The sequence below is a fragment of the Chloroflexota bacterium genome (assembly GCA_009840625.1).
Taxonomy (GTDB): domain Bacteria; phylum Chloroflexota; class UBA11872; order UBA11872; family VXNJ01; genus VXNJ01.
In genome coordinates, this window is record VXNJ01000006.1 from 65,708 (window position 1) to 84,236 (window position 18,529).

12 protein-coding genes are annotated in these 18,529 nt (G+C 65.7%); 3 read left to right on the forward strand and 9 right to left on the reverse strand.

Annotated features, from left to right (window positions below):
• Positions 1-7 precede the first annotated feature (7 nt).
• A complete protein-coding gene (locus F4X41_04740) occupies positions 8-346 on the forward strand; it encodes a hypothetical protein (GenBank protein MYB16328.1) in 339 nt (112 codons plus the stop codon).
• Here F4X41_04740 and F4X41_04745 read toward each other — a convergent pair.
• The 9 genes from F4X41_04745 to F4X41_04785 all read right to left on the reverse strand — a co-directional run bounded on the left by F4X41_04745 (position 343) and on the right by F4X41_04785 (position 13,985).
• Positions 343-930: a hypothetical protein gene (locus F4X41_04745; GenBank protein ID MYB16329.1), complete on the reverse strand. Its 588-nt coding sequence runs from the start codon at positions 928-930 to the stop codon at positions 343-345. The two genes, F4X41_04740 and F4X41_04745, sit on opposite strands and share 4 nt — an antisense overlap.
• Positions 931-1,392: 462 nt before the next feature.
• Complete coding sequence (locus F4X41_04750) at positions 1,393-1,644, reverse strand: NHLP leader peptide family natural product precursor (GenBank protein ID MYB16330.1); 252 nt, start codon at positions 1,642-1,644, stop codon at positions 1,393-1,395.
• A 219-nt stretch (positions 1,645-1,863) separates the two neighbouring features.
• Entirely contained in the window at positions 1,864-3,153 is a 1,290-nt protein-coding gene (locus F4X41_04755) for a tryptophan 7-halogenase (protein MYB16331.1), read from the reverse strand.
• A gap of 76 nt (positions 3,154-3,229) precedes the next feature.
• Positions 3,230-4,345 (reverse strand): hypothetical protein, encoded by a 1,116-nt coding sequence (locus F4X41_04760; protein MYB16332.1) that lies wholly within the window; start codon positions 4,343-4,345, stop codon positions 3,230-3,232.
• A 10-nt stretch (positions 4,346-4,355) separates the two neighbouring features.
• Positions 4,356-6,668, reverse strand: coding sequence for a TOMM precursor leader peptide-binding protein (locus F4X41_04765; GenBank protein MYB16333.1), 2,313 nt, complete (start codon positions 6,666-6,668; stop codon positions 4,356-4,358).
• 32 nt (positions 6,669-6,700) lie between these two features.
• Positions 6,701-8,002, reverse strand: a complete 1,302-nt coding sequence (locus tag F4X41_04770) for a hypothetical protein (protein ID MYB16334.1) — start codon at positions 8,000-8,002, stop codon at positions 6,701-6,703.
• A gap of 286 nt (positions 8,003-8,288) precedes the next feature.
• A complete protein-coding gene (locus F4X41_04775) occupies positions 8,289-11,231 on the reverse strand; it encodes an ATP-binding cassette domain-containing protein (GenBank protein MYB16335.1) in 2,943 nt (980 codons plus the stop codon).
• Positions 11,231-13,444 carry an ATP-binding cassette domain-containing protein gene (locus F4X41_04780; GenBank protein MYB16336.1) on the reverse strand — a complete coding sequence of 738 codons (2,214 nt, stop codon included), beginning with the start codon at positions 13,442-13,444 and terminating at the stop codon, positions 11,231-11,233. The genes F4X41_04775 and F4X41_04780 overlap by 1 nt, the downstream gene beginning before the upstream one ends.
• Positions 13,445-13,451: 7 nt before the next feature.
• Complete coding sequence (locus F4X41_04785) at positions 13,452-13,985, reverse strand: hypothetical protein (GenBank protein MYB16337.1); 534 nt, start codon at positions 13,983-13,985, stop codon at positions 13,452-13,454.
• Between the two features lie 357 nt (positions 13,986-14,342).
• Here F4X41_04785 and F4X41_04790 point away from each other — a divergent pair, with 357 nt between their 5' ends.
• Both F4X41_04790 and F4X41_04795 read left to right on the forward strand, forming a co-directional pair.
• Positions 14,343-16,775, forward strand: coding sequence for a hypothetical protein (locus tag F4X41_04790; protein MYB16338.1), 2,433 nt, complete (start codon positions 14,343-14,345; stop codon positions 16,773-16,775).
• A 169-nt stretch (positions 16,776-16,944) separates the two neighbouring features.
• Complete coding sequence (locus tag F4X41_04795; protein ID MYB16339.1) at positions 16,945-18,507, forward strand: hypothetical protein; 1,563 nt, start codon at positions 16,945-16,947, stop codon at positions 18,505-18,507.
• Positions 18,508-18,529: the final 22 nt, after the last annotated feature.

An 18,529-nucleotide genomic window follows, 5' to 3' on the forward strand; every position in this document is an offset into this window, starting at 1 on the left:
TGGGCAGATGATGGGCATGATCTCCGGCCAGGTGCTACGGGCCGTGACCGAGCGCGTCCTGGCCAAGGTCGCCGAACAGCTGCCGCGCCTATTGGCCGAATATGGCGCCCGCGCCGGGCAGGTCGAGGGTTCGGGGATCGAGCTGGCGACGGCCCGCGCCGAACGCGAGCAGCTCCGCGCCCGGTTGCAGAAGCTCGACGCGCAATGCCGCGAACTGACCGATCAGGCCTCGGCGCTTGAGAAACGCCTGCAGAAGCGCGACGTATGGATCTGGGCGCTGGCGGCCGTCAGCGCGGTTTTGACCGTGGCCGTGATTCTGCTGGCGTTGCTGGTTCTGCTGGGTTAGGCGACAGCCGCCGCACCACTTGCGGCAAACTGACCACGCCGTGCCCGTCCCGGTGCGGGCGCCGCGGCCCCCGACCTCTCCAGCAGGCCGTTCGACGGGCAGGTCGAGCAACTGCCGCCGCCGCAGGCGCCGCGCTGCGAATCACGGCGGGCCCCCAGGTTCTTGAGTTGCAAGTTCACACCGGGAAATCTCTTCGCCAGCTCGGCACGCAGGCTGGTTTCGGCGTGCGAACGGTCACAGCGGAACCTGAATCGCAATCGGGAGCCATCGAAGCTGTAGTCGGCGTGAACCGATGACACTTCCAGGCCGGAAAGGAGCGCGCAGCGAAAAAACTCCATCCGGGCCGAGACTTCGCCGAGCACGTGTCCGTAGAGATCTTCCAGGTCCACTTCGGTCGCCTGGCGCAATACATGCCGCCCCTGGGACTGAACATCGTCCGTTGCCGGACCGGTCGACAGTGTGACCTTGGCGATCTCGGGGCCGGTGGAAGTCGCCACGATGGCCATATCCCCGACCGTCAGATTCACGCCGCCGGCGTCGCAGAGAAGCATCCGGCGGCTGCGCCGCAGCCGTACGCCGGTCACCTGGCGCGGAGCCGTGAGAGAAGCTGCTGACGGGAAGGATTTAAGCACCGGCGATTGTACCGGGGTTCATCGTGTGGTCAGCGGGCGATCCGGTCGCGAGTCAGTTGAGCGCCGAAGACCGCAGTTCGGGCCGATCGCCGCGAATCTGCGCGAACGGCCACACCGCGTCCGGCCCGCATGAGCATTTGGCGCACCAGGCAGTCGAACCCGACTTGACCAATGTTTTGTGCCGGCACAAACTGCCACGCGCGCACGGCGGGCGGAAGAGAAAACGGCAAACCGTGCCGGTTCCAGGAAGGAACACCATTGCCCGGGCGGAGCTTGTGGGCAGACGGCAGCCCAGCTGTTCGGCAAGGCGCCGGGGCGAACCCGTACTCCCCCGGTAGGGGTCAGTTCAATTCGGTTATGGATGCGGTCCCGGTCGGTTGCGCATCAGGTCCGGCTAATCGCCGGACGCGGGTCCTACCAGCAGCAGCAGAGCCCGGCTGAGATGGCTTCGAGCTGTTCTTCCGTGATGTTCGGGTCCGGAGGCAACGCAAGATGCACGGTCTGCATGTCGCTCTCGTGAACCACTACGTTCATCGAATCCGGAATCGTAATTCCCAGCTCGCCACTTATCGTGGTTTTCGGGTTTGCAAGCAGCTGTTGCCTAAAGTCCGCGTCCAGGGCGGACTTCTCAACAATTTGCTGCAGCATTTCATCGCCGGTTCGCATGGCATTCCTCCTGCGTACTACGGGATGGACAACAAACGTCCGCGAACGCACATTACATGATCGTACCGCATTTGTGTAAGGCGCGCCCGCAGACCGCCGGCGCCGACCCGTGACGAGCACTGGTCCGACCGGTTCCGCGACCGCTTATCTCGCGTCGGCCCGCACCCGGCCAGACCGACGCAAGGCGCCCACCCGAAACGGCCAGCGCCCCGCAGCGCCCTACCGCCCCAGCGGCGAGCCCAGACCGTGGGCCACCTGGGCGAAGCTGCTCACTGGAATGAACGCGCAGCGCCGCTCCCAGTCCGCCGGATCGGGGTTCAGCGCAGCCACCGCCTCGATCATTTCATCGAACTTGCGCAAGGCGGAGCAATTCACGGCCGTGGGGTCGGCGACCTCCCGGTAGTTCGGCCAGGCGCGTTCGCGGGCGTTGTGCCAAAACTCGCTGTCGTACTTCGAACCGCAACAATAGTGCCAGCCCACGAACAGGCCGGCCGCGAGCGCGTCGCCGACCAGAAAGCGGTTGATGGCGGGCGCGTCCCGCTGCGCATGTTCCGCCGGCCGGTGGAACCGCATGCGCAGGACCAGCGCAATCTGCAGTTGCGCCAATCGGATGGCGGTCGCTTCGAGCGGCTCCATGAAGGCGGCGGCATTGCCGACGCGGACCACCGCGCCGTCGTATATCTGGCGGTGGATGAAATTCGGGAACGGAATCACGGCCCGCTTTTCGAACTCCGACACGCCTTCCTCGGCGAGAAACTCGTCAAAGTCCGCCTCGACGGCATCGAGATCGGTCAGGTCCTTGTTGAAGACGTAGCCGTAGGACGTGTGAACTGTCAGCGGTATGACGAAAACCCACCCGTGCGGCCGCGCGACCGCCCGGGTATAGGTGGGTTCCCGGACCGGCCCCTTGGGCGGAGTCTTGATTACCGGTGGGCAGCGGCGGATGGCGGCACAGTTGGTGGGGATGAAGGAAATGTCGATGTGCTCCCGCGGGTCCAGTTGCCGCGGATAGCCGCGCGCGTCGAACACCAGGTCGTAGCGTTCGGATTCGCGGTCCTCGAACTCCACCCGCGCGCCGCCGTCCACCTTGGTGATCGCGGTCACCTTCGCGTCGATGTGGTGGGCCCGCGTGCTCGCACCCAGCAGGTCCGCCATCACATCGGCCGACAGGTGGTAGGCGTAGGCCACCTGCTGCGGCGTGAAGTAGTGGGTAAAGTCCTCTCGCAGTCGGCCCCATCCCTCGAACCGGTTGCCGAACTTGCGGGTGCCGTTCAGGCGCTGTTGAACCGTCTCGTGGGGCAACTGCGTAAGCTGCTGCAGCTCGCGGACCAGGCTGGGCCAGCTCCCTTCGCCCACGCCCACGACCGGAATGCGTGAATCATAGATGTGGTGCAGCTCATATTCGCGCTCCGGGTGCAGCCGCGAAACGCTGGCGGCGGCCAGCGCGCCCGCGGTGCCGCGACCGACGACCGCGATTTTTCTGCACGAACTGGCGCCGAAAACCTTCATTCCCGCGGCCTCACCGGAAGGGGTCTACGTCTCGGCCCGCCCCGAGCGTTCCGCAGGTCTGCGCGCGCGGCCGCCATCAGGTCGCGACGGCGCCCGAGAGAACCATGTAGACGTAGGCCTTGATCTGTTCGACGCGGTCCCCGGCGATGACTAGTTTGATGTGGTGAATTCCACGCAAGAGCACAAATAGACCGGTTTTGCCGAACAGCATGGTCGGCTGCGAGACCCAGCCGGCCAGCGCGGCCACTTTCTCCTTTGCCACTCCCTCCTCGCGGCGCAGGGCCTCCAGCACCGGCTGCCAGTCCGTCAGGCCGTCGATCCAGACCCGGTCGTCGTCCGCATACCGCTGCCTGACGATGGGCGTCAGCCCCAGCGTCGGACCGATGCCGTCGGTCCGCACGTCCACGTTCAGCCCGGTTCTGACGATTTGCGTGCGTTCGCTGAAGCGCGCGAGCACCGTCTCCACGGCCGCGATGCTCCCGGGCCAGGCGATTTCCTCGAGAAAGGAGCGGATTTCCCGCTGCCCGGGGAAGCCCATCACCGCCAGGCGGATTGCGCGCGCCCGCGAGGGGAAAAAGCCGAACGAGTCGAGCCGAGTGCCCTCCGGCTGGGCCAGGTACACCCGCTGGGCGTTGCTTCGCTCCGCCGCGCTCGGCTTCAGATCGTGACAGGCCACGAGTCCGTCAACCACGACGCCGACGTCGTTCTGCTGTCCGGCGCCGCCGACTATCGTGCGTTCGTTGGGCCGCAGGAACATCCCCGGCCGCGAACTCCCGTCGCTGCCCGACCCGACGTCGTATTCCAGCATCAACTTGCGGCCCACAATCGCGCTCAGCGGCGAGTCCGCTACTGCCATTTCGCGGAACAGGCGCGAGACCGCCGCCGCAGTGCCATCCGACGGATCGCGCCGCGCCTGCGCTTCAAAAAAATCGCCCGACCGGTTGCCGTACGCCAGCGAGACGCCCAAATCCGCCCGCGGCCGTCCGTCATGCAGCGGGAGTTCGAAACCGAACGGCTGGGCACCCATCGTTATCGGCAGGGTCCCGGCCCGCGCCAGCAGGCATTCCCACTCCCGCTCCCCGATCAGAACGGGGGAGATTCGGTCCCGCAGGCGCCCGAACAGGTCCTCCATGGTGGCGCCTTCTTCAGCCAGGCGCTCCTGGCTGACCGCGATCGCCTGTTCAATGTCCATCGCCGGCGCCTCAGGCGATGACCGGCGCGGTGTTGAGTTCGGCTTCGTCGGCCGGATGCCGCCGCCGGCCAAGGCGGACGGGCACGTCGTAGAGGCGTCCGGGTGCGAAGCGCGCCCAGAAGTGGCGCATTCCTGGAATCACTACCCGCGCGACCGGCATACCGATGTCCGGCCGCGTTTGGTCCAGCACCAGCAGTTCCATGCCCTCGGCTTCGACGATCGCCCGGCAACGCTCCACGTCATCGCGCGAGTCGGTGGATTCGATATGCGGATACTGCGCGGCCGTGCGGAGCGGAGCGTCCGGATCGGGGGAAAGCCACGGACAGGCGGCCAGCCGCGCCGTTTTCCACCACCGGAGCGCCAGCGGATCGTCGATCATCGGCCGCCCGGCGCCCCCGCCGGGGCGCGGCAGAAAAGTCAGGCACTGGTTCAACTCGCAAATTGCACGCAGCGCCGCGGTCCGCGGGTCGGCGTGGGCGCCCGCCCCGTAAATGATGTCCTCAGTCGGACCGGCCGTCCTGCGCGAAAGCGCCACGAACGTCGGGATTGCGATATCCGCGGTTACGTCGAGCAACCAAAGCTCCCTTTCGCAGCGCTGGTAGTAGTCCCCGGCGGACGCCAGGAACGCATCGCCGAAGCTGGCCAGGTCCACGGCCGGCACCCGCAGTTCGTTGTACCACCAGATTGCGAAAGCGTCGCGTTCGACCAGCTCGTAGAAACCCTGAAGGATGGCTTCTTCCAGGGTGTTGCCGGCGGCGCAGCCGTTGGAGTCCGCGACCAGGTCGGCGGCGCCGCGGTGTTCGGCGGACATGCCGTAGAGCATCGAGGTGGGCAGGTAGCGCTGCCGCTCCTGCGTGAGGGACCACAGCGGGGTCCAGTCAATTTCGGCGTCGGGGTCCAGCCGCGGCGGGACGAAGTTGTAAGGGTGGCCATCCGCGTTGATGCGCTGCGCATTGTCCAGCTGGTAATCGCTGAAAAGCTGCACGTCGTTGGGGTGGATCGCCTCATCGCCGTCGGCGAAATCGGCGAACCGGCGGCGGACGCGAATCTCGTCGCCTTGGCGCACGCCGGAATGGCGTTCGACGGCCTCGCACAGGGCGCTGACTTCAGCCTGATGCCGCGTGCTGCCCTTGCCGGCGCTCTTGCTGCGCAGACTCCGCCGAAGCGAACTCAGGCTGCGGCTCCGGATACCCGGGTTGCTGCCGGCCCAACTGACGTGCAGCCAGGGATCGGATTCATCGGTCGTGCGCCGGAGCCAGGTCACGACGCCGCTGATCGGGCTGACCAGGTGACGATATCGCGCCAGGGTGGCCTCGGGCGCAATCGAGCGCGCGCCTCCGCTTCCGTAGTGGGTCTTCGGACTTGGTTGCAGCAAAACGGGCTCCGCCGGCCGGTCCGGCCGGTGCAGCGCGGCTTCGCCGCAGGCCCGACACTGCGGCCGGCGCGACACCGGATGGTGCGCGGTCTCCAGCGCGGCCCCGTTCAAGGTGACGGCCCGGGTATGGACCGGGGCCGCATCCTCGAGCACGAGCCATTTGGCAATCTCCACCGCCACGAGTCCGCACACCGCTTCAAGCACCGCCGGTTCCGTGGCGAATGCTTTAAATGCCTCCTCCTCGCCGACCTGGCTGCGCAAAAAACCGTGCACCTCCCGGTGCCCGCGCAGGCGGGTCGCCAGGCAGGCCCAGCATGGTCCATCCCGGTCCGCCCTAAATACCGGACCAAAGAGCGGTTCGAGGCCGCGCGGCTGGACCGGCATCCACGGCCCCCTCGTATCCAGCTGGCGCCGGTTCACGTCGGCAAGGAGTTCGCCGAGGTAGTCGTCGCACACGATTACGGCCAGGTCGGGACCGGCGTCGTCGACCCGGACCCCTGCCCCCTCCAGGTGCCGTCGCAGTCGACCGTCGTCACCGGAGACTGCGACCCGCGTCTCCCTGAGCCGTCTTTCGACCCAGCGCGGCGACGCGCCGAGCGCCGACCACCAGGCCGCCCGTCTGCCGTCCAGGCCGTGTTCGGCGGAGACAATGTAGCCCTTGGCGGACAGCGCGGTCAGCGCTGCACGGACCTCGACCGCGTCGTGGTCGCCGGCCAGCGCCGCTACGATCGAGCCCTGCGGGTTCCCGCCGTCGAGTAACGGCAGCAGATCGCAATACAGCCTGCCGTGCAGAAGCGTGTTGAAAGCCTCCGAGACCAGCAGCGCCTGATCCTCGGCGATTGCGTGGAACCGCAGATGGGGTGTAAGCGCGGGCATCCCGACGGCGCCCTGGTCCGCGCGGGTGGTTCGGCCCAGTATCCCGCGCCGGGGGGCCGGTTCCGCCGCCATCTAGGAATTCCGCGCCATGCCGCCCGGCGCCGTCAGGCGCGCCAGACTTCCGACAGGCGTTCCAAGGCCTCGATGCAATGGGCGGTAGTGAGGGCCTCGGAGCCGTGCCCGATCTGTCCGACGACGCCCCACTTCAAGGTTTGGTCGCCGAACGCGAGCAGTTCGGGCCAACTGCCGTCGCCGTGCTGCCAACCCAGCAGCTCCTCCGCCAGGCGTTCTGCGTCGAGGATCTCAAGGCTGCCGATGTTGTAGAGCGCCGAAACCGCCTGGGCGGTCTGCAGGGCGTTGCCAAACCCTCCCCGCGCGTCGCGCAGGCCGAGGATTCGATCCGCCAGTACCGGGCGCAGCGAATCGAGGGCGGGTTCGGCGCGGACCACGGCCCGAGTGATCGCATAGTAGATCGCGACCGAGTCGGGATACCACTTCGACGAGCCCTCGAGGCGGTCCTCGGTCACCAGGGTCTCCAGCCATCGCCGGGCATCCCTGGTTTCCGGAACGTCGCCCAGGTAAGCAACCACGTTCGCGTTGACGACCGGATCGGCCTCGACGCGGAAGGTCGCAACTACGTCGGGTTCGTCATCGGCCAGCACCCAGGTCGCGAAGCGTCCGTCGTCATCGCGGTTCGCCAGCATCCCCGGAACGTTCCTCCCCAGCCATATCCAGGGGTGCATTCCGACGACCTGCGAACAGAGCGCCGAACTGTCAAGGTCCAGCGGCAGGTGTCGGTAGTAGCGCCACAAGCCGGGGTATTCGATCGTGTCGATCAGATAGGCCTGGGTCGCGGTGCAGATTGCCTTGGCCCGCGCCTCGCGCGAGCTCTGCAGGGCAAGGGCGCAGAGCGCCGATACAAACGGAGGCTTCTCGAAATGCCTCGGAATCCCCGGGTCGGCCACATTGAACCGGATACAGTGCCAGGCCCCGTTCTCGTCAATGGCCGATTCCAGGAAAGCCAGCCCGCGGCGTATCGCTTCCCTTGCCGCCTCCGCCAGCGCCGCGGAGTCGGCTCCGCTGCTTCGGATGCGCTCCGGTGGCGGGGTCGGTTGGCGAAGGGGCGGGGCAGGGTCGTGGAGTGTCCTGCGAAGAAACTCAAGCGACTCCGCGCCGGTCCTCGCCTCCTCCCGTTCGGCCTCGCTGAGCTTGTTGGGCGGCGGGATAACCAGATGAGTCGCCGCATACGATTCCTCGTGCACGTGAACCTCGTGGCCTTCGGCCAGCGTCACGCCGAGTTCCTTCGCGATGGTTTCCTTGGGTTTGCGGAGGAGGCGTTCGCGGAATCCGCTGTCCCTGGCTGCCCTTGATGCGAGGTCGCCGGCCACGTCCCTGGGTCCGTTCATCGAAGTCTTTCCGATGCGTTGTCTCCGAGAGCCTCGGGATGCTTTCCGCAATCGGCTTCCCGTACTTGTTGCAGCCGGCCGGGTCCTTGTTCCGCCGCCGAAGATGCGGTCGCGCCCGACCTGGTCAGCATGCCAATTCCGGGAAGATTCGGCGCGCGTTCAACGCCCGTCCCTCCAATTCTTCTCCGCGCGTCGATCTCTCCGTCGCCGGCGCGGTCGGTGTCCACGTCCGATTTAAACGATTTCGTAAGCGCATCCGGTACTCCCGGAGGTAGGCCCGCCCGAATCAGGCGACCTGCCTTCTGACCAGCTCTCTGAACGGTCCCTTGACCTCCATGAGTTCGTTGAAGGAGCCGGTCTGTACGACTCTTCCGGCCTGCAGCACGTAGATGCGATCGGCCTGTTCCAGCGTCGAGAGCCGGTGGGCGATGACTATGCGGGTGGAGGTCAGGGCGGTGAGGTTCCGCATGACCTTGGCCTGGCTCTCGTTGTCCAGCCAGTTGGTCGCCTCGTCGAAAAACATGATTCGCGGACTGCCGACCACCGAGCGCGCAATTGTGACGCGTTGGCTCTCGCCGCCCGACAGGACGGTCCCGCTGGTGCCGACCATGGTCATCATGCCCATCGGCATGGCCTTGATTTCTTCTTCGACATCGGCAATCCGGGCCGCCTGCCAAACCTCGTCGCCCGCCACTTCATAGTGGTGTCCGGCCAGGTTGTCCCAGATATCTAAGGGGTGGAGCCCGACCGACTGCGGCACCGCGCCAATTCTGCGGCGCAACTGCTTCAGGTTCAGATGCCGCAGATCGCGGCCGTCATAGTAGACCGCGCCGGCGTTGGGCTGGTCGAATCCAAGCGCCAGGCGGAAGAGAGTGCTCTTACCGGCGCCGGACTCGCCCGCTATCGCGACGAATTCGCCGGGGCGGGCGTGAATCGTGACGTCGTCAAGGGTCAACGGGCCGTCGGGATCGTAGCGGTAGGAAACGCGGTCGAAAAGGACTTCGCCGCCCAGGTATTCGACCGGGGCGCCTTCAACCTCGCGCTCGGGCACCGCAGCCAGCAGCGGGCGCATCTGGCCGAATGCCGGAAGCATCGCGGCGACCGCACCAATGGACTCACCGAGCCGCGCTACGGCGGACTGGAAAGCAATGAAGATCAGAAACACGACGAGAAATTCGGCGACCGGGACGCTCCCGTCGCCCGCGGCCGAGGCCGTCAACAAAAGGGCCCCGCCGGCAAGAAATGGGAGCGCGGCACCAAATGCCCGCGCGTGTCCCTCGAGCGCGCCCAGTTCAAGTTCGGCGCGTTTCTGTTCCCGGTAGTCTCGCGCCCAGATGGCAAATGCCGATCCTTCCGCATTTTCCACCCGCAGCTTGACGATTCCGCCCACGATTTGGAAGAGCCGGCCGGCGACGCGGCGCGCGGCGCCGATCATCCGCCCGTACGGCGGAATCTGGCCCAGACCGATGAAGACCGTGATCAGCAGCGAAACCAGGCTGAAGCCGAGCGCAACGGTCCCAAGCGTTGCATCCAAGAGGAAGATGACGCCAAAGACCGGAAGTAGGAACACGACCGAGAGCAGGCCGTCGGCGACTACCCCTTGCACGCCGTCGCGCAGGTTCTGAAATGTCATCCCTGACACGGCCAGGTCACCCGCCGGGTGGCGGTGCAGGATGCTCTGCGGCAGGCGCATGAGGCGATCCCAGAAGGCGGCTTCGACCTTTGACGCCGAGCGTCCCTCAAGCCGCATCATCGCCGTGCCCTGAAGCAGGTGCAAAAGCGCGCCCAGCATTCCGAACCCGGCCAGGGCCGCGGCCACGGCGTAAAGCGCACCGGCGGTCCCGCCTGCCGCCGCCTGATTGGCGACGAACCCGAGTGCGAGGGCGGGCGCTAGTTTGATCAGGCCCCCGGGAAGCCCGGTCACCAACAGCCGTGCCAGATCGGCGCCCGATCCGTGCAGCGCAATTTGCAGCAGGTCCGCCGGCTTCACGTTCTCCACTGGCAGCGGCCGGTAGAACATCCAAGCCTCTTCCGCCAGGGCAGCCGCGCGAACCGCGGTCACCCGGACGCTGCGCTTGCTGACCGGATCGAATTCCCGGTAGCGCCCGGACCATGCCGGCAGGAGCGCCACGGGCCGTCCGTCCTCGGCGCGGAATGCGAGCAGCGCGTTGCTGTCGCCGCGCCACCAGGCGCTTCCGGACGCCAGCCGCACGCGCCGGGCGCGTACGCCGGACGCATCGAGAACGTCGATGAGGTTGATCGGAGCCTCGGAGGATGCCGATCTCTCCGGGATCTTGAACTCGATTCCCTCGCGGCGCCCGATCGCCCGCAGGGCGTCCGCCAGCGATGTGTCCTCGACACTGGATTCCCGGTCAATCGGCTGATCGTAGATGTTGAACAGCCGCTGCCGCGCAGTTCTTTCGGCCGTGCGGCGGCTCGTGGTCCGCGCCCGTTCGAGGTTTGCCTCGTCGACCACGGCCAGTCGGCGGTTCAGCCTCTCAAGGGCGAAGGCGACCGCGTGAAAGGACGCGAGCGCCCCGAGCAGGGCGCCCTGGCGGGCCAGGGTTTCGGTCGACCTGCCCGAGAGCGTCACCGTTTCGAGGAGCGTGAGCCAGCTTGTCCGAGTCAGCGGAATTACCGCTTCGTGCGCTCCCTTCGCCGCGGCAATCTTGGCCTGGTCGACCAGATCCATAAAGAGACTGGCGCCGGGCGGTGGTTCAGAAACCCATACGACGCCGTGCCGCACGGAGAGCGTGGAAGGCGCCATAACCCGCGTCCGGCCGGGCTCGGCCAGCGCGGTAGGACGTGGAAGACGGCTCGCGTAACGCGAAAGAGTGTCCGTTATCTCGGTCAACCAGGTCTCGACCTGCTCAGCCAGCTCCGCCGGGTCGACCTCGGAGAGCGAGGAGGCCGGCAGGCGTTGCAGGACGGTGCCCGGCGAACCCTTGGCGATCAGGCTGAGTACGGTTTTTTCGTCATCGCCGCCCTCGTCCGGCGTCACGCCCGGCAGCAGCCGGCCGGATTCGCGCCGCAGCAGATGCTGCGGCGCCGCCCGTTGCACCCCGTCCTGGAATTCGACTACGAACAGGTTCACGGCGCCCCGGTCGATGTACCAGACAGAGTCCGGGTCGTCGAGCTGCACCGGCAGGTTGCCGGCGCAGGGCACGGAATCGCCGGAGCGAGCGGCGAGTTCGGCGATGGATGTGAAATGCACGTCGGGTTCGCCCATCAGCCGGACCTGACCAGCTTGTAGTACGTGCCTTCCCGATCCGCGATCAGCTCGTCGTGCGTTCCGCGCTGCACCTCCACGCCCTTGTCGAGCACGATGATCTGGTCGCAGTCGCGCACCGTGCTCAGCCGGTGCGCCACGATCAGGCAGGTGACGCCGCGGCGCCGCAAGGCGTCATCGACGTATTCCTCGGTGGCGGCATCGAGGGCGCTGGTCGCCTCATCCAGGATCAGCAACGTCGGATTGCCCACCAGCCCGCGGGCAATCTCCAGCCGCTGCCGCTGACCGCCGCTGAAATTCACGCCGCCTTCTTCGACCCGGGCCAAATACCCGTCCGGCCGGACCAGGATTTCGTCGTGGATCTGGGCATCCCGCGCCGCGGCGAATATGGTCTCGTCCGGGACGGCGGGGTTCCACAGGGTAATGTTGTCGCGCACGGAACCGGAGAAGAGCACAACCTCCTGGTCCACCATGGAAATCGACCGCCGCAGCACTTCCCGGGGAATCTCGTCGCGCGCTGAATGGCCGTCGAATAGGATTTCGCCCGTCCAGGGCTGGTACACGCCGGAGATCAGGCGCGCCAACGTCGACTTGCCCGAACCGCTGGGTCCGACTATGGCAACCCGCTGCCCGGGCCTTATCAGGAGGTTGAAGTCCTTGATCAGCGCCGGCCGGCTCTTGTTGAAACCGAAGGTGACGTCTCGCAATTCGAGCTGGCCGGCGAGCTGCAAACGGCCCTTGAATGTCGGGATCGACTCCGACTGGTGGTTTCGACGGCTCAGCGCCGGGTCTTCTGCGGTCCTGGAGATGTCCTCGAGTCGCTGCAGGTCCGTTTCGATGGCCTGCCGCTTCTCGGCGAACTCCAGGAAGCGCCCGATTGGCGCCAGGAACAACTCGGCCAGGACATAGAACGCGGCGAGCGCTCCCAGCGTCATTTCCCCGGCCAGGACCAGGCTTCCTCCGATACCCACGATCGCCGCGCCCCTGAGTGCGGCGATCAGGCCCGGCAGCGCGGCGTTCAGGGAACCCAGCTCGGCGTAGCGCTGGCGCGCCTGCAGCTCGCGCGCCTGATGACCGCCCCATCGCGAAAAGAAGCGGTCGTCCGAGCCCGTGATGCGCAGGTTGTCGGCGTGATTGAGCATCTGCATGCCGACGCCGATGAGCAGTCCCTGTTCGCGTCTCATCGCCTGGCTGCGGACAGCCCTGGGCCCATTCAGAAAATGCACCAGCACACCGTGCAGAACGGCCAACACGAGCACGACCAGGGTGAGCCGGACTTCATAGGCCAGCATGGCAATCACCAGCACCGTGCTCATTCCCATGTCGATAACGAGCACCAGGAACTGTTCGGTCAGGTTCCTTGAGATCCTGTCGATCGACGAGACGCGGTCGGTCAGATCGCCCACGAGCCGGTGTTCGAAGAACTCGACGGGCAGGCGCAGCAGCCGCGACAAGCCTCGCGAGTAGCCCATCACCGAAATCCGGACGGCGAGTCGTTTCAGGAGGCGATGCTTGAAGAGGGACAGGCCGTAGGCGAGGACGGCGCCGCCAAACAACGCCGCCACGAGACCGCTCCAGGGCCCGCGGCCTTCCCGCACTTCGTCCACGAATATGCCAAGCGACGCAGGTACGACCAGGGCTAGCAGCGTCAGCATGAGACCGCAGGCAATCACCCAGGCAAGCGCCCCCCAGGATCCGGCCAGCAAGGTGCTGAGCTGCCCGAACAATCCGGGCCGTTTGCCGCCGGGCTCAAAATCCGGGCCCGGGTTGAATCGGAGCGCGATTCCGCTGTAACCCCTGCCGAACTCTTGAGTCGACAACCTGCGCCGGCCCGTGGACGGGTCGTTCAGGTAGAAGTTGCGGTTATCGAATCCCTCAAGGACCACGAAGTGGCTGAACTGCCAAAACACGATCAGCGGCAATCGCAACTTCTTCAGCTGCGCGGCGCTCAAGCTGAGTCCGCTGCATTCGAGACCGTAGTGTCTGGCGGCGCGCACGATGCTCGCCGCGCTGCTGCCGTCTCGACTCACCTCGCATTTTTCGCGCAATTCGGTCAGCGGGACCCAGCGACCGAAATAGGCAAGGATGCTGCCGAGGCAGGCTGCGCCGCATTCTGAGGCATGCATCTGCAACAGGATCGGCGTGGTCAGCTTTTGCTTTTGGAGGCCCGATGCAGCCTTCGCGCCGGCCCCCTTGATGGGGATCAGGGGCAACTTATGTTCACCTCAGTCGCAGGAATGCGACCGGGGATTGCGTCCCGGTTTCGATGACCACCCGGCAATCCCGACCGACTATGGAATCCGGGTCGCGGCTTTCGCCTAGCGCGATAACGACGCGGTGCACGGACACTGGCGCCGCGGGTTCTAACACCACCGGCAGTTCGGACAAGCTATCAGCGGAAATTGCCGAAACGACTCCGCTAATCGGGTCTGCCGTTCCCAATTCGATCACCGCTGGCATCCCTGGTTCGATTGCGGGCAGACTGTCGTTCTCAATCCAGACAAGCGCCTGCACGGATTGGCCGGCCGCGGACGGGTGTTGGCCAACTTCCACGAGGACGCCATCGACAGCCAGGGCGCGGTCCACGCTGCCGAAGAAAAGCCATGCGACGAAGGCGGCCAGCAGCAGAGCGGTGACGGTGACAAGCAGACGCTCTCGCGGTGTTGAAACGGTCAGCAGCCGGTCGAGTTGTTCGCGTTCTTCCTTTGCTTCGGCAACAGTGTTGTGAAAGGAATCAAATGGGTTATTGAACACGACCCCGCATAGCTTCCTCGCTTAGCCCAAGCAACGATAGTGCAAATCTTATGTCAGATTGAGCCCGCTTAAGGGGGAATCTCGCACCGACCGGTGCGCGGTTCGGCGGTTCGGACATGCGCTATTCAGGTAGGGCGGAGTCGCCGGCTAGTGCATCCGGGCGAGACCCCCGCGGAAACGGGGGCGTCCGCGGGCCACATACGGCCGGGACGGCCGCCCGCCGACCCGGTCCGGGGCCAGATTCGCAGGTGGCAGTCAATTCTGCACGGCGGTACGCCGGGCGAAACCGACGTCGGGTCAATAAACATACATAATGAACCCAAAAGCGTTGAGCAGCTACGGAATTAACGCCTTGTGATGTCAAGGGTCGGGCGGCGCAGCCCCGAAGCGGCGCTGTCGGCGAGCGGGCAGACTATCGAGCCATCGGTCTGGAACGCGCTCCCGCACTTTATTCCGCTGCTGGCGTTTCCACTGGTCCTGTTGGCCGCCACATATGCCGGCTGGTGGTTCGTGGGCCCGATCGCGTTCATCATGCTCGCCGACCAGTTCGACAAGGTCTTCGGGCTGGAAGAGCGGAACATGGATCCGACCACAACCAGCGAGAGCCAGTTGTATCTCTACAACCTCTCGCTTTGGATCTGGGCGGTGTTGTGGCCCCCGGTGTTCATTTATTCGTTGTGGCAGACGCTGGTGGCCGGCCACATGGCCGCCTGGGAGGTATTCCTGATGGCCGGCGTGCTGTTCTCAACGGCGCAGACGGTGTTTATCGTCGGCCACGAACTGGTCCACCGGCGCGCTGTCTGGGAACGCCGCCTAGGCGAGTTCCTGCTGGGTTCGGCCTCCTACCCGCACTATGCGACCGAGCACGTTTACATCCACCACCCCCACGTTTGCACTCCGCTGGATCCGGGTTCGGCGCCCAAGGGAGTCAGCTTCTGGCAATACCTGATTCCGGAAGTGTCCAACAACTTGATCGGGGCCTGGGAATTCGAACGTAGGCGGCTGGCGCGCCGGCGGCTGCCGACGATTCACTACACAAACGCGTTCTGGCGCTACGGACTGGGCCTGGCCTTCTGGTACGGGCTCATCATTTGGATGGGCGGGATCCTGGCGGCGCTGGTATTCGCCATCCTCTGCGCCGGCGTCGTCATATCGATGAAGATGAGCAACTACGTCCAGCATTACGGCCTGCGGCGGATCCGGATTCCCCCCGGCCGGTTCGAACCGGTCCAGCCGCGGCACGCCTGGAGTGCCGCCTACAAATTCGCCAACTGGCTGTACTACAACATGCAACGCCACGCCGATCACCACACATCCAACCGGCGCTATCCGCTGTTGCAGCACCGCGGCGCCAGCGAGTCACCGCAGCTTCCCGGCAGCTACGTCGAGATGAATGGCCTGGCTCTTTTCCCGAACCGCTGGTTCAGAAAGGTCGACCCACTGCTCGACCAACAACGCACCCAGTTCTATCCCGAGATTGACGACTGGAGCGCCTACGACAGCCGGGCGTTTGCGAAGCGTCCCGACGCATTCGACGCGATCGCCGAAATCCATGCCGCCTCCCCGCGTCTGGCCGGTTGGGTCAACCGCTCCCCGGAGCTGCTCGACAAGCTACGCGACCACGAGTTCACCGACCTCGAACTGCCTGAAGGGTTCGGACCGGATCCGGAGTACGAGGCGATCGCCCGCCGCGGCTTGGCGCGGCTCTACTGGACCCGCGAACTGGGCCTTGCCGAAATGAAGGACCAGCTCGAAGACATCCCGGTCCAGGACGCCACTGAAGCGGTTGAGACCGCGCGGGAGTGGTCGAATGGCAAAGTGTTCCAGATCGCCGTGCACGTAATGCGCGGCAACCTGTCGGTGACCGAAGCGGGCACGGCGCTCGCACGCGTGGCCGAGGCATCGGTCGCCGCCGTGCTAGCGGCGGTCGAAGAGGATTTTGCCGACCGCGGTGCTCCGCGCACCACCGGCGGCGTCGCGGTCGCAATGGAAGGCCCGCTCACCGGCGTCGGGGCCATGCCGGGGTCAAAACTGAAAGTCCGCCTGGTGTACGACGGAGGTCCCTTCAAGCACTATCGCGCGATTTGCCGCCGCTTCGCAAAGGCGCTTAGCGGGCTATCGCAGGAAAACCTGCTGCTGGCGCCGGTCCAGCGCGGCGAAATTGGTGATCTGTGTTCCTTAGCAGAGTTCGAGGAACAGCAGCGGAAAGGCGCAGCGGGTCGGGAACTTTGGACGCTGGACAAAGCCCGTTGCGTATTCGTATACGGCGACGTCCGCATCCACGAGCGGTTCGACCATTCGGTGCGAAATCGCCTAGCAAGCGGCCCCGCCCGCGACGGATTGCTGGCCCATTTGCGTGACGTCGCCGCCGGGGGCAACGGAACGGACCGCCGCCCGCTGGACGCGGGCGCGGACGGTCTCCGGGACATAGTCCGCGCCGCCTTGCTCCTGAAAATGGTCACCGGCTCTGAAGGGTTCGATGCGGTCGGAAGTGACCCGGCTCCCATATTTGGCGCCGCGGCCGACCGCGGATTGATTGCCAGGGAAACCGCGGAGCGGTTAAGCAAAGCGGCGGCGTTTTGGCAGAATCTGCACGGTTCGCTGCGGATCATCGCCGACGACGATTTCTCAATCGAAACGGCGAAACCCAAGGTCAAATCTGCGATTGCCGATTCCTGCCGCCAGCCTGACTTTGAGGCGCTCTTGTCGGGGATTTCCGAATCCAACGCTGATACCGCTGCCGGTCTTGCCGCGCTGGTGAATGAACTGCACCGCTCCGATGCGACCTGATCCGACCCGAAGCTTGACTTGTTGAAACCCCGGGTCCGCAGGGCCGCCCAGCCCGGATTCGTTTCAGGGCAGTCGCGAACCGCGGTCGTGCGACCGCGCGCGCTCGTTGCCAGACGGTAAGGTCGAGCCGGTCGCAACCAGGGTTTCCCGATGAAGCGGCGGCCGCGAATTGATCGATAACGCGCCCGTCGGGGCTTCGCCCGAGCCGGCCGGGGCCCGGCGCATCGGCCGGTACGAGGCGTACGTCGTCGTATTCGCCGCCAGCGCCATTACCCTGATCATCGAAATCGTCGCCGCCAGAATCCTGGCGCCCCACATCGGCGTTTCGGTCTACACCTGGACGAGCGTGATCGGGGTGATCCTGGCCGGCATCAGCCTGGGTAACTGGCTCGGCGGCATGCTGGCCGACCGGGCCGCCTCGCGCGCCCTCCTGGGACTGATCCTGCTGGCCGGCGCGGCCGCCACCCTGCTAATCCTGCCGCTGGCCCAGCTCGCGCCGGATTGGGTTAGCCAGGCGCCCCTGCTGCTCAGGATCGTCCTGCTCACCGGATTGCTGTTCCTGGCCCCGGCCTTGGTCCTGGGTATGGTCTCGCCAATGGTCGTCAAGCTGACGCTCTCCGACATCTCGGTTACCGGCAACGTAGTCGGCCGGATTTACGCTGTCTCCACGGCCGGGGCGATCGTCGGGGTTTTCCTGACCGGGTTCGTGCTCATCCAGGCCCTTGGGTCGCGGGAAACCCTGCTGGCGCTGGCAGTGTTCACCGCGATGATGGCGATCGGGACGGGTCGTCTGTGGCAGATTCCCGGCAAGCTGATCGCGGGGATCCTGCTGCTGGGCGCGCTGGGAGTATTCACCTGGTCGCAGCAGTCGTTTGCGAGCGGGTGCATCGCCGAAAGCAACTACTACTGCATCAAGGTCTGGGACCGGGAACTGGAAGACGACGATCCGGTCAGGGTGCTGGCCCTGGATCGCCTGGTCCACAGCTACTCCCGGCCGGACGACCCCACGTACCTGCATTACAGCTACCAGCGCGTGTTCGCCGCGGTAGCAGAAATCGTCGCCGAGGAAAATCCCGAGTTTTCGTCGCTATTCGTCGGCGGCGGGGGCTACGAGTTGCCGCGCTTTTTCGATGCCGTCCATCCCCAGAGTTCGGTCGAAGTGATCGAGATCGATCCGCAGGTTACCGCCACCGCCCGTACCTATCTGGGCCTGGACCGTGCCCCGGACGTCGTCACGATCAACGAGGATGCCCGAATGGCACTTCCGCGGCGTCGGGCGGACTCCGTCGACCTGGTGATCGGCGACGCCTTCAACGACCTTTCGGTGCCCTACCACCTCACGACGCTGGAGTTCAACCAGGAAATCCAGCGAGTTCTTGCGCCCGACGGCATCTACGCGGTAAATATCGTGGACGCCCCCGGCCCGGGAATGTTCCTGCGATCCTTCGTCCACACGCTGCAGCAGACATTCAACGACGTGGCGGTCATGCCGGTGACGTTCGGGCTCGATTTCCAGGACCGAATGTCAATCCTGGTGCTGGCCTCCGACGAAACCATCGACCGTGCTGGTCTTAATTCGTTCTTCCGAAGCGTGAGACTGCGGTCGGAGGGCAGGGTGGTTTCGGAACGGGATCTCGCCGACTGGATGGCCCAGCGCGAGCCGGTCCTGCTTTCGGACAACCATGCGCCGGTGGACAATTTCCTGGCACCGCTGTTCCTGAAGCGCGCCTAGCCGACTCCCTTGCGCGGGGATT